Raw genomic sequence first — 12,403 nt, 5'->3', positions numbered from 1 at the left:
ACAGAAAGCGCTATTATTGAAAAATACCTTGTGTCCTTACATCGACATTTGATTAAAACACTGCTTACAAAATGGTTTCCTTACTGAAGCGATGCGGGTAACGTGTGATAACGAGTTTTATACGCCTAGAAATAGCCAATATAAAGAGACCTTATTTTAGGTCTCTTCAGATCAGTTTTATTGTTTTTCTTGTATAAACCATTCATCAATTTGTTGAATAATTCCTGCCATTGCATTTTGATTAGAAAATTTCGGTAAATTTGCAAGCAAGGCCTTCTTTGGTGCTTTTACCTCTGGTCCTTTTTTCTGGATAATAAAAATACTTTTCGCTGCCTTTTCATTATTAAACAAGGATAATGGCAACTGAATCAATCCTTGGATAACAGAGTGCTCTTTCAAATATTCATTTAATTGCTTTGCATATTCACTTGTAAACAAATGATTAGGAACGAGGAAAAATAAATATCCTCCTTCCTTCGTATATTTCAGACTTTGCTCGATAAAAAGGTGGTGCGCATAAGAATGCCCTTCCGTAGCGCGAAGTTCGAAGCTCGCAGCTCCACTATCATTTGGGTAATACCCAACCGGTAGATCACATACAACAACATCAACTGGATCGATGTAAAGTGGTTGAAGACTATCTTGGTTATATAATTGAATCGAATGTTGCTGTAAGTTAGCACTCACATAAGCCAACCTAACTAACAAATCATCGATATCAATTCCAAAAGCCTGTATTTCCTTGGATTGATTTTGATTCATAACGGTCGTAAGTAAATTTCCAGTTCCAATTGCTGGATCAAAGATACTGAAACTATTCAAGGTGCTTGTAAATTTCGAAACTAGATATCCCAGGAAGATTGAAACGGCATCAGGTGTCATCTCATGATTCGGTTGCGTAGCTTCTTTCATCCCTTTTAATGCAGCTAACTGATAGGCTTTACGAATTTCTTCAACTGTGTATTGTTTAAGATCGAGTTGGCTATATTCTTTTTCGATACGCTTTTTTGATATTTCGCTAAGCTCTTCCTGAAGGATCGTATTTTGGAAGAGGTTTTCTCCAGTTTCTGCGACTGCTTCAAGGTATGTACATGATAATTCTTCTTTTAAAACCATTGCAGTGTTATCAATAACAGTAAATAGTTTTTCAATTGCGGTTAATTGTGCCATGTTTATCTCCTCTTTCGATCTCTGTGCATATCTATTTATTTTAAAAGAAGTTGCAGTATTATTCAACAATGCAAAAAAGAACCCCTAGGTTGGGATTCTTTTTTGACGCTTTCTATTTTACTTAGCTGCCTTTGCTGCTTCTATGGCTGCTTCATAGTTAGGATGATTTGTTGCTTCACTTACATACTCTGCATATGTTACAGTATCATTACTGTCAACTACGAATACTGCACGAGCTAATAAGCGTAGTTCTTGAATTGCTACTCCAAAAGCTTCTCCAAAAGAAAGATCTCGGTGATCGGATAGTGTTTGAACATTTTCAATACCGTTTGCACCACACCAACGTGCTTGCGCAAATGGCAAATCAACACTTACTGTTAATACTTTAACATTTTCTAAACCAGCTGCTTCTTCATTAAAACGACGAGTTTGTGCATCACATACACCTGTATCTAGTGAAGGTACAACACTGATTAAACGAACAGAACCTTTTGAATCTGCAAGTGTAACTGGTGATAAATCGTTTGCTAAAACAGTAAACTCAGGTGCTTTGTCTCCTACTTTTACTTCATTTCCTAATAAAGTCACTGGATTGTTTTTAAATGTGATAGATGCCATTTTACCAAAATCCTCCTTTAAAAAATATGTACAGAATAAATCATATCTTTAATTCCAAAGAATTGCAATTATTTTGAATTAAAAAGAGGTTAACTGTTCCAACAGTTAACCTCTATGGTCTTATATATCAAAATCAGGTTTTTTGTCTTGATTTTGATGATCTTGATTATTTTTTTTTAACATTTGTTGAATCTTATCAACAGCTTGTGGTGCTAGTTCAAGTAGTTTTTCAAATAAGTGAGTACTTTCATCAAGATGAAGCATCTTCACTCCATTTGCACTTACAATTAAAAAGGCGATTGGTGTAATAGAAACTCCACCACCACTTCCTCCACCGAATGGTAGTTTGGATCCTTGCTGCTGTTGTTGGTCTCCGCCTCCACCACTATCTTTTCCACCTTCACCCTGTCCTTGTCCCTTAAACTCGCTACCCCCTGCAGCAAATCCAAAGCCAACTTTCGAAACTGTTAAAATAACACTCCCATCGGGGGTTTCAACAGGGTCACCAATGATTGTATTTACATCAATCATTTGTTTTAAATTTTCCATTGCAGTCTTCATTAAACCCTGTATTGGATGATCAGACATGATAAATCCCTCCAGAACGAACTAAATTGATTTTTTATCCGAATCAGCTTTATTCAGTTTTGAGAGGGATGGTGAATGAAACTTTGGCATACCCCCTCGCCACCTTTTAAACGCTTTTACTCCTGCGACAATAGCATGCCCGATTCGAAAATGAATCATGCATGTAAACCTTGTTTCCGATACAGGCACTTGAAATGATGGAGTTATCGAATAATCTGGATGGGTTTTAAGAGTTAAATAATGACTCATAATCCCGACAAGCGTCCCTTTTAGAGACCATCCAAGACCAGTAATAATACCCGTTTGGGCAGCATCTCCGACACCAATATGAGAATGCCACTCGAATTTTGATACCGAAATTTTCTTTAAAAAATTTCTTAAAATTGGCACCATATCTATGATCTTTTGAAGAATTTTTTTTGCGTCTTGAATATTTTTAATTAAATTATGAATGGAGAATTTATCTTTTTTTCTTTTTTCACCTGTCTGTATATTAGATTGTTGTTCCTTTTTAAACACAATTCCTGGTGTTTCATCGTCAACAGCGACCATTGGTACATTAATGGTATATTTAATAAGACCGAACCAGATGCTAAATCTTATTTTAATATGGTCATCGTCCTGTGAGTGATTTGCTGAAATATAGATAGTTAATCTAGTTATCATGATTAGAAGGATCAAGAGGCATAAAAATAATAAAATGAATAAGAGCCACTTCATGACACTCACACCCTTTCAATGTTTCATTATCACCTATCAGGTAGTAAAAAATACACAAAAAGGGAGTGTTTGGAAATTAACAAAATGTCCAAGTTGACGCTTATTTGCTCGAGTATTATATCCGATAATCGTTAGGAATTATATTCATTTTCCCTAACAAAAAAGTGTGCCCATGATGGACACACTATTTTTGTATATGCGTAACGGTTGTATCTGATAAAAGATCATGAATGCCCTGTTTTTTAGGAAGGAAGGCAACTATGATATATCCTATAAAAAATAATTTTGAAATATATCGACCTATAAACTCCCTAAATAGAACCGTCATCCATGTTAGAGGTTTTTCATTAAGTGAAACAACCTTGATTCCAAATACCATTTTTCCTAGTGTCTGGCCAAAAAACTTTGTCATTAATACAAAGTACACATAAAATACAACGGCTGTTGAAATCGATACTAAACTAAACATGCTACTTTCAGTTAACGGAATATCTAACGCTCTAAATACTGGGTATATTAGAATACGGTTTAGACTGCCAATCACGATAAGATCTACTACATACGCCCAGAAACGCATCCAAAATCCCGCATATCGTAGTTGAGCATCATTAACAGTACGCGTTGGATATTCGTGAGCTCGGTTATCATCTTGTATCCCATCATGTGTAAGATCCATATTCAATTTAATTCCCCCCTGCCTGAGCGTACAAATACATCATTCTAGGTGAATTAGGTTGTGATAATAAATGAACTAACGTAGCCATTTCTAAGTCATCACTAAAGATTTTTTTCGCACTCATTGAAAATAGTGAACCAAAACCAAAATGAGTCGAGTATTCAACAACCTTACTATCTTCAAGGTTGTAATCCTTTTTCATCGCTTCAACTGTATCTTCAAAATAGCCAAGTTCATCAATTAATTGATTTTCTTTTGCTTGTCTACCATCATAAATTCTTCCGTCAGCAATTTTACGAACCTCAGATTCTGACATGTTACGACCTTGGGCTATCACATCCACAAATCCTTGGTACGCATTATCTACCATTGTTTGCATGATTTGTCTCTCTTCATCAGTCATTTCTCGACTTGAAGACATGATATCTTTATATGGCCCGCTTTTAATTGTTTCAAATTTCACGCCATACTTCTCCGCAAGTTCACTATAGTTAATTCCTTGCATAATTACACCTAATGAACCAGTCATTGTATCAGGTGTAGCAAAAATTTTATCCGCCGGAGCAGAGATATAGTAACCGCCTGAAGCTGCCATAGCCCCCATTGACACATAAATCGGTTTTTCTGTTGCTTCTTTTAAATCTGTAAGTTTTTTATGTATTTCGGCACTTTCAACCACACCGCCACCTGGCGAATTCACTTTTAGAATGATCCCCTTAACTGTTTTATCTTCTTCCGCTTTCTTAATCATTTTTAAGAATGCTTGATGATTATATCCAGCTGTTTCGAAGAAAGAAGTCACATTACCAGTATCCTGAATGACTCCATTTACAGATAATACAAGAATCTTATCGGTTCCCGTTCCTTCGATTAACACATTTTCAATATAGTCCTCATTTGGTGTTTTCAAGAGTTCATCAGAAAATGCACTGAAGTTTTTCGAGGCTAGATTTGTTGCAAAATTAAAAAAGACTGAAAATACAAATATGACTGCAGCAATTCCTAGTGCTGCCCACCGTTTCCCATTCATTCTGTTTTCCTCCTATTTTTATGTATGGTAATATCTGATGCAACTTGGCGACTTATGCCCTAATTTTTGGAGCCCACAACTTTAGACACAACGCTATTTCACCTTTAAATATCTAAGACATCGCCAAAGACTTAAACTTTTATTCTACTTAGTCTAGACCAAAGTTGAATAAAGTTTAGAAAGTGTTCAAAAATAAATACGAATTAAAACAAAAATGGTTTCATTTTATTGGTAAACTATTAGTAAGATACATAACAAATTTCATTATAATTCAATTAATCACTTAAATCATATACAGGAGGTTTTTCATTTGCAACGTCGTAATGTCTATTTCTTTTACCGAAAAGAAGAGAAACTCATTGAATATGTAGAAAAATTAAATAAGCTTGCAATGGAACATGATTTTACGATCGTAGAGGACGCTGCAAAAGCAAATGTCATTGTCAGTATTGGCGGAGACGGTACTTTCCTACAAGCAGTGCGCAAAACAAATTTCCGACAAGACTGTCTTTATGTAGGGATTTCAACAACGGGTTCTTTAAACCTTTATTGTGATTTCCATGCAGATGATACGGATAAAATGGTTGAGGCCATGTTGAGTAAAAATATTGAGGTTCGCCGTTATCCAATTTTAGAAGTGAAGATTGATGATTATCCAGCCTATTATTGCTTGAATGAATGCTCAATTCGTTCAGCAATCATTAAGACATTTGTCTTAGAAGTGTATATTGATGATTTACATTTTGAAACCTTCCGCGGGGATGGAATGATTATTTCAACTCCTACTGGCAGTACCGCTTACAATAAATCAGTACGAGGTGCTGTTGTAGATCCTTTACTTCCTTGTATGCAGGTAACCGAACTTGCTTCATTAAATACGAACCAATATCGGACTTTGGATTCCCCATTTATATTAAGTGGCACAAGAAAATTAACATTACGGGATGTTGAAGATGGCAATGATTTCCCTACCATCGGTTTGGATAATGAAGCTTTAAGTATTCGTAATATTAATCAAATTGAAGTTAAGCTAAGTGAGAAAAGAATTAAAACTGTCAAACTAAAGGATAATTCATTCTGGGAAAAGGTAAAGCGGACTTTTTTATAGGAAACACTAATAAAATTTACTTTCCTAGACTCTCTTAAAAACGCTTATCAGACAAGGCTCACAGCTGATCGAAGACGCGAATAGAAGTTACCTTCATGAGCGGACATGTGAGGCTAGCAACGAAGTATGCAAGCGTTTTTCAACAGTCTTTAGACCAAGCAGTAGCTTGGTCTTTTTTATTATCTTTCAAACATAATTTGACCGTTAATAACTGTCTTCACAACATTTGTACTGAGAATATTCTCTTCTTGGATATTGAATATATCTTGATCAAGCACTGTAAAATCAGCTTTATAACCAGGGGTAATTTTCCCCATGTTTTCTTCTTTACCAATCGCATAGGCACTTCCTGTTGTATATAATCGGACTGCCTCGAAAACGGAAATTCTTTGTTCATGCATGTGTATCTCGTCCCCTTTGGGCTTTCTTCGAGAAACTGCTGCATGAATACCATGAAGTGGATCTATCGGTTCAATTGGGGCATCAGATCCGCCTGCACAATGTAATCCTTCTTGGAGGAGTGTTTTCCATGCATAGCAAAACTTCATATTCAATTTACCAATTCTTTCAACTACCCAAGGAAAATCAGAGACAACAAATCTTGGCTGAATATCAAGGATTACAGGTAATTGTTTCGCACGGTCTATTAACTCTTTTCGTAAAATTTGAGCATGAATGAGGCGATCTCGTTGTTTTGGTAATGGAGGATATTCCTCAATTGCATCTAATGCATATTCAAAAGCAAGGTCACCTATAGCGTGAACCGCAATTGGCATCTTAAAATTTCTAGCTTTTTGAACAAGCCTTTTTAGCTCATCTAACGTATGGATTGCTACACCAGACGTCTCAGGTGAATCATTATACGGATAACTCAGTAAAGCCGTTCGTCCCCCTAGTGAGCCATCGGCAAAAATCTTCATCGCTCCAAACTCGAGATACTCTCCACCTTCACCGTAAGAATAGCCCAAACGATGCATATCCTCAACAACCTCATGATGAACCAAAAGATTTGTTCTAAATTTATACCCATCTTCATTGATTACTTTCTGAAATCCTCGATAAGTCCGAAGAAACCCTCCATAATAATTCAAGTCTTCTGTATGTCCACCAACTAGCCCTTTACTTAGGCAATCTTTAATAGATAAACGCAGGGCATGTTGAAGATACTCCTCTGTAACCTTTGGTATTACTGCTTTAACCAATTCTTGTGCTTGATCTAATAGATACCCTGTGGCACGCCCCTCTGAGTCCCTTACAATAATACCACCTTCAGGGTTTGGCGTATCGTCTGTGATACCTGCCAACTCCAAAGCTTTTGTATTTACAACAACCGCATGGCGACAAATCCTCTTTAACATGAGTGGGTGATTCGGAGAAAGTTCATCCAACTCATAACGGTGAAAAATCTTTCGATCTGGAAGCTGATTTTCATTCCAGCCTTCCCCGATAATCCATTCACCCGCTGGCTTATCCTTTACATAATCATGAATAGCTTCCGATATCTGTTGTGAGGATGTCATCTCTGAAAAATCCAGTTTCATCAGTTTTTCACCATGACCAATGAGGTGCAGATGGCTATCAACAAACCCAGGTAACATGGTATTCCCTTCTAGACTGATCACTTTTTCGATTCGATTTTTATATTGATTTTCAATCTCCTTCTTCAGTCCTGTGGCTACGATCATACCGTCTTCCACAAACACAGCTTCAACCTCATAGTTTTCATGTTCTATTGTATAGATTCGTCCATCTGTCCATAATGTTCCCATCTTCACACCATCCATTTACGCTCATTTTAAGTCCACTTTAACATGAACAAGCAGATAGTAAAAAATAACTACCTGCTTTTGCATACATGGTTATGCTTTTAATTTAGATAATTCTGCTTGTCTAAGCTCAATTCTTCTAATTTTTCCTGATGTTGTTTTAGGAAGATCACTTACAAATTCAATTTTTCTAGGATATTTATACGGAGCCGTAGCTTGTTTTACATGTTCTTGAAGTTCCTTAATTAACTCATCATTTGAAGTTATGCCTTCACGTAAGACAACAAACGCTTTAACGACATTTCCACGAACTTCATCTGGACTAGCGACAACTGCACATTCCTTTACGGACGGATGTTTTACAAGTGCATCTTCTACCTCAAATGGACCAATCGTATAACCAGAGCTAATAATAATATCGTCAGCACGCCCTTCAAACCAGAAATAGCCATCTTCGTCCTTTTTCGCTTTGTCACCTGTAATGTAGTAATCTCCTCTAAATTGCATAGCTGTTCTTTCAGCGTCTTTATAATATTCCTTAAATAGGGCTGGAGTGTCTTTATGTACCCCAATATCCCCCACTTCACCAACTGCGCAAGGCTTACCAAACTCATCGACAATTTCAACATTATTACCAGGTGTAGGTTTACCCATTGAGCCAGGTTTAATCGGCATCCCCTTTAAAACTCCTACCAATAGGGTATTTTCTGTTTGTCCATACCCATCCCGAACCTCAATGTTAAATTCTCGTTTAAAGGTATCAATAACTTCACGATTCAAAGGTTCTCCAGCTGATACAGCACTGTGTAAAGCAGGCAATGTGTATTCTGATAGATTTTCGACCTTTGCCATGAGACGATATTCTGTAGGTGTACAACATAAAACATTTATTTCATATGAACTTAGTAATTGCAGGTATTTAATAGGATCAAATTTACCAAAATAAACAAATCCTGTTGCACCACTTCCTAGTGTAGATAGGAATGGACTCCAAATCCATTTTTGCCAACCTGGTCCAGCTGTTGCCCAAACAATATCTGATTCATTAATGCTTAACCAATATGGGGCTGCCGTTTTTAAATGTGCATATGCCCACCCATGTGTATGAACAACTCCCTTTGGATTCCCAGTTGTTCCAGAAGTATAAGATAAAAAGGCCATATCATCCTTACTAGTCTTCACAATAGCAAGTTCTTCAGATTGTTTCTTCATTTCATCATCTAAAGAAATCCAGCTTTCGGCTTTTCCGCCAACTGTAAATTTGGTTATATGTTCTGTATTATCTATGGTTGAAAATTGTTCGCAATACGGATGATAGCTAATAATAGCTTTTACATCTCCATGTGTAATCCGATACTGAAGATCTTTTGGACGAAGCATCTCAGAACTTGGGATTACTACTAATCCCGCTTTTAATGCTCCTAAATAAACCATGTATGCATCGACTAGACGAGGAATGATGACTAATACTTTATCGCCTTTGCTTAGTCCGCTGTTGATTAGAGTATTTCCAATTCGATTTACATTTTTGAAGAGATCTATGTACGTAATTTCCTCTTTATTCCCCTGTTCATCTTCCCATTTTAAAGCAATTTTATCTGGGTTATTCGTATACTTTTCAATTTCTTGAACCAAGTTATACTGTGCAGGTGCAAGTAAATCTTCTCTTTTCACGACAACTCCTCCTCTTAATTGATATTCTAATTATATAAAAAAGTTTGAACAATTTGGAAGAGGTTTTGTGAATTTTTTATGACCAGCTTATAATATCTGATTTTAAAGTCTGATAGTAATCCCGTCTCTTAATATGAGGTCGCGTAGAAAACCAAATAAGGAAATCAGCAGTATTATAATGATAAATAAAATAAAGGACGAGGTTGCCCCCGTCCTTGTAGCCATTTATTTATTTTTTAGAAGTTACCTCCGCCCATTTGTTGTTGAGCGAAAGATACTAAACGCTTAGTGATTTCTCCACCAACTGATCCGTTAGCACGAGAAGTAGTGTCAGCACCAAGGTTTACACCAAACTCTTGAGCAATTTCATATTTCATTTGGTCGATTGCTTGTTGTGCACCAGGTACTAGAAGTTGGTTGCTGTTGTTGTTGTTTGCCATGTGATTTCACCTCCTTGTGAGTATATATTGTGTAAAATCACATGGCATAATACATGTAAATCACTGGTAAATGTTCACAACATTGTCAAGGCTTTCTATTAGAATAGATCCTCAATTTCTTCCTTCTCTGAAAAGTCTAACGTGAGAATCTCAGTTTCCTGAACTGCTTTTTCAATTAAACTTTCAAAATCTGTATAACTTTCATAATGCGTTATTTTTTCAAGTCTTGGTCTAGTTTTTGGTGCTTTCGGTGTAAAGATTGTACAACAATCTTCATACGGTAGGATTGATATATCATGTGTATCGATTTTCTTTGCCATTTCAATAATGTCAAATTTATCTACCGTAACAAGCGGTCGAATAATAGGTGTATTTGTGACATTATTTATGACATGCATGCTTTCCAAAGTCTGGCTCGCCACCTGTCCAAGACTTTCACCAGTTACAATCGCAAGGGCATTGCGTCTTCTTCTAATTTCATCTGTAATCCGCAACATCATTCGTCTTGTTGAAATCAATGTATAGTTTTCAGGAATTTGTCTCACAATTGTTGTCTGTATCTCAGTAAACGGGACGATATGCAACTTAATTTTCCCTGAAAAGTTTGATAGTTGCTGTGCGAGATCAATAACCTTCTGGCGTGCTCGTTCACTTGTGTATGGCGGACTATGAAAATGAACTGCTTCGATCGTTAGACCCCTCTTCATTGCTAAAAAGCCAGCAACAGGACTATCTAGCCCTCCAGATAGCATAAGCATTGCTTTTCCACTTGATCCAACAGGAAGTCCGCCTAAGCCTACTTCATCTTTAAATGTAATGTATGTTGCTTCTTTTTGAACCTCTACACGAACATTAATGTCTGGAGTATGCACATTTACATAGATTTCCCCTGCATTTTTTAAAATATGACTTCCTAGCTCATAATTTAATTGATTAGAGTCAAGTGGGAATGTTTTATCCGAACGTCGGGCAGAGATTTTGAATGATTTTCCCTTATAATCAAGTTGTTCGAATATGGCTAAAACTCCATCTTTAATTTTTTCAATATCACTTTCAACCTTTACTGCTAGACTAAAGGTTTGAATACCAATGATATTCTTCAGAACTTCAACAATTCCCTCATGCGCCTCTCCGTTTAACTTTATATAAATTCGATCTCTTGTCTTTTCAACCTTGAGCCTTTTGTAGTTATTCAGTTTTCTCTCAATCGTACTAGCCAATTTATTTATGAATAGATTTCGATTACGGCCCTTTGTTGTAATCTCACCGAATCGAATAATAATGTGATCATATTCCATTTCTTTCCCCCATTACATTTTGTAATTTTTTTATTGCATTTTCAATCGCTTGTATAATAATTGGAACCTCAGCAAGTTCATTTTGAGGTGACAAGCTAATTCGAATTGAGCTATTTGCTAAAACATTCGGCACCCCCATTGCGAGCAATGTTTTACTTGGTTCATTATTTTTTGATGAACATGCAGAGGTAGTGGAAACATAAATCTCATTTTCCTCCAATAAATGAACAAATACTTCAGGCTTCAACCCATCAATTGAAAAGTTAATAATATGAGGAGCACTAAATTGTTCTGGTGTGTGTATTTTAACCGCGCTTATCAATGATAATTTTTCGGTTATACATTTTTTTAGTTGTGAGAGATGTTTAATATTTTCTTCCCTATTTTCTAACGTTAACCTTAGTGCTTTTGCAAGAGCAACAAAACCAGCTACATTTTCCGTTCCTGCCCTTTTTTGCATTTCTTGGTCTCCACCCGAAATCAAGGGCTTTATTCTCACACCTTGTCGGACGTAAAGGACACCCGTTCCTTTAAGACCATTAAACTTGTGACCTGAAATTGTACATAAATCTAGTTTAGCCTTATAGAAATCTAATCGAGTTTTACCCATTCCTTGTACGTGATCAACATGATAGATGACTTTCGGATAATTTTCCAATAGCTCGCCTATTTCTTCAACGGGCTGGATTGTTCCTACCTCGTTATTCACATGGATAATTGAAACCAAAATGGTATCTTCACGGATTGCATTTTTTAAGCTATCAATGGAAACAACACCATTACTGTCTACAGGGAGATAGGTTATCTCAAAGCCAAGCTCTGTCAATTGCTTACAGGCCTCACTAACAGAAGGATGCTCAATTGATGTGGTAATTATATGTTTCCCACGATTTTGATATTGAAGAGCAGTCCCCTTGATTGCATAATTATTCCCTTCTGAACCACCAGAAGTGAAAATGATTTCCTGTGGTTTTACTTGTAAAAGGTTGGCTATCTGTGAACGCGATTGACTTAACAACTTTTCAGCTTGTCCACCAATCCCATGTAGGGAAGAAGGGTTCCCAAAATATGATTTCGCTACTTTTATATAAGAATCTATTACATCATCAAATGGTTTTGTTGTTGCACTATTATCTAAATAAATCATCGTTTTACCCCTACTTCGCACATATTTTGCATCAAAATCATACCATACAAATCGAAAAGCGCAAGGTGCCCATCCCTCGGCGACAATCATAAGACGAACGCTGGTAAAAGGCGCACTTTGCCTTCAGAAGCGATTGGCTTATGATTTCAAGCCGATGGCACCTGCTGC

Annotated in this window: 12 protein-coding genes; 1 reads left to right on the top strand and 11 read right to left on the bottom strand. The window is 36.5% G+C overall.

The window, feature by feature from the left end; translation table 11 throughout:
* Positions 1-177: 177 nt before the first annotated feature.
* The 6 genes from ACWPVE_RS14395 to sppA all read right to left on the bottom strand — a co-directional run bounded on the left by ACWPVE_RS14395 (position 178) and on the right by sppA (position 4,802).
* A complete protein-coding gene (locus ACWPVE_RS14395) occupies positions 178-1,170 on the bottom strand; it encodes a class I SAM-dependent methyltransferase (RefSeq protein ID WP_453994434.1) in 993 nt (330 codons plus the stop codon).
* A 117-nt stretch (positions 1,171-1,287) separates the two neighbouring features.
* A complete protein-coding gene (gene tpx / locus ACWPVE_RS14390; RefSeq protein ID WP_453994432.1) occupies positions 1,288-1,788 on the bottom strand; it encodes a thiol peroxidase in 501 nt (166 codons plus the stop codon).
* Between the two features lie 120 nt (positions 1,789-1,908).
* A complete protein-coding gene (gene ytfJ, locus ACWPVE_RS14385; protein ID WP_453994430.1) occupies positions 1,909-2,376 on the bottom strand; it encodes a GerW family sporulation protein in 468 nt (155 codons plus the stop codon).
* 21 nt (positions 2,377-2,397) lie between these two features.
* Entirely contained in the window at positions 2,398-3,096 is a 699-nt protein-coding gene (locus tag ACWPVE_RS14380; RefSeq protein WP_453994428.1) for a DUF2953 domain-containing protein, read from the bottom strand.
* Positions 3,097-3,280: 184 nt separating this feature from the next.
* Positions 3,281-3,772: an RDD family protein gene (locus ACWPVE_RS14375; protein WP_453997546.1), complete on the bottom strand. Its 492-nt coding sequence runs from the start codon at positions 3,770-3,772 to the stop codon at positions 3,281-3,283.
* Between the two features lie 7 nt (positions 3,773-3,779).
* Positions 3,780-4,802 (bottom strand): signal peptide peptidase SppA, encoded by a 1,023-nt coding sequence (gene sppA / locus ACWPVE_RS14370; RefSeq protein WP_453994426.1) that lies wholly within the window; start codon positions 4,800-4,802, stop codon positions 3,780-3,782.
* A gap of 310 nt (positions 4,803-5,112) precedes the next feature.
* Between sppA and ACWPVE_RS14365 the strand changes: the two genes are divergently transcribed.
* Positions 5,113-5,910, top strand: coding sequence for an NAD kinase (locus ACWPVE_RS14365; RefSeq protein WP_453994424.1), 798 nt, complete (start codon positions 5,113-5,115; stop codon positions 5,908-5,910).
* A 179-nt stretch (positions 5,911-6,089) separates the two neighbouring features.
* Here ACWPVE_RS14365 and ACWPVE_RS14360 read toward each other — a convergent pair whose 3' ends face one another.
* The 5 genes from ACWPVE_RS14360 to ACWPVE_RS14340 all read right to left on the bottom strand — a co-directional run bounded on the left by ACWPVE_RS14360 (position 6,090) and on the right by ACWPVE_RS14340 (position 12,235).
* Positions 6,090-7,679, bottom strand: coding sequence for an amidohydrolase (locus ACWPVE_RS14360; protein ID WP_453994422.1), 1,590 nt, complete (start codon positions 7,677-7,679; stop codon positions 6,090-6,092).
* A gap of 90 nt (positions 7,680-7,769) precedes the next feature.
* The gene (gene mbcS / locus ACWPVE_RS14355) at positions 7,770-9,350 is read right to left on the bottom strand and encodes an acyl-CoA synthetase MbcS (RefSeq protein ID WP_453994420.1); all 1,581 of its coding nucleotides are present in this window, start codon (positions 9,348-9,350) and stop codon (positions 7,770-7,772) included.
* A 236-nt stretch (positions 9,351-9,586) separates the two neighbouring features.
* Positions 9,587-9,790: a small, acid-soluble spore protein, alpha/beta type gene (locus tag ACWPVE_RS14350; protein ID WP_453994418.1), complete on the bottom strand. Its 204-nt coding sequence runs from the start codon at positions 9,788-9,790 to the stop codon at positions 9,587-9,589.
* 98 nt (positions 9,791-9,888) lie between these two features.
* A complete protein-coding gene (thiI, locus tag ACWPVE_RS14345; RefSeq protein ID WP_453994416.1) occupies positions 9,889-11,088 on the bottom strand; it encodes a tRNA uracil 4-sulfurtransferase ThiI in 1,200 nt (399 codons plus the stop codon).
* The gene (locus tag ACWPVE_RS14340) at positions 11,078-12,235 is read right to left on the bottom strand and encodes a cysteine desulfurase family protein (protein ID WP_453994414.1); all 1,158 of its coding nucleotides are present in this window, start codon (positions 12,233-12,235) and stop codon (positions 11,078-11,080) included. Before ACWPVE_RS14340 ends, thiI begins: the two co-directional genes overlap by 11 nt.
* Between the last annotated feature and the right edge of the window lie 168 nt (positions 12,236-12,403).

The organism is Bacillus nitroreducens (genome assembly GCF_964021195.1).
The sequence above is the reverse complement of the archived record's forward strand: the minus strand, read 5'-3'. Positions and strand labels throughout refer to the sequence as shown.

Coding starts and splice junctions, on each gene's coding strand:
- ACWPVE_RS14395 (WP_453994434.1), bottom strand. CDS start 1,170: ATGGCACAATTAACCGCAATTGAAAAACTATTTACTGTTATTGATAAC.
- tpx (WP_453994432.1), bottom strand. CDS start 1,788: ATGGCATCTATCACATTTAAAAACAATCCAGTGACTTTATTAGGAAAT.
- ytfJ (WP_453994430.1), bottom strand. CDS start 2,376: ATGTCTGATCATCCAATACAGGGTTTAATGAAGACTGCAATGGAAAAT.
- ACWPVE_RS14380 (WP_453994428.1), bottom strand. CDS start 3,096: ATGAAGTGGCTCTTATTCATTTTATTATTTTTATGCCTCTTGATCCTT.
- ACWPVE_RS14375 (WP_453997546.1), bottom strand. CDS start 3,772: ATGGATCTTACACATGATGGGATACAAGATGATAACCGAGCTCACGAA.
- sppA (WP_453994426.1), bottom strand. CDS start 4,802: ATGAATGGGAAACGGTGGGCAGCACTAGGAATTGCTGCAGTCATATTT.
- ACWPVE_RS14360 (WP_453994422.1), bottom strand. CDS start 7,679: ATGGGAACATTATGGACAGATGGACGAATCTATACAATAGAACATGAA.
- ACWPVE_RS14350 (WP_453994418.1), bottom strand. CDS start 9,790: ATGGCAAACAACAACAACAGCAACCAACTTCTAGTACCTGGTGCACAA.
- thiI (WP_453994416.1), bottom strand. CDS start 11,088: ATGGAATATGATCACATTATTATTCGATTCGGTGAGATTACAACAAAG.
- ACWPVE_RS14340 (WP_453994414.1), bottom strand. CDS start 12,235: ATGATTTATTTAGATAATAGTGCAACAACAAAACCATTTGATGATGTA.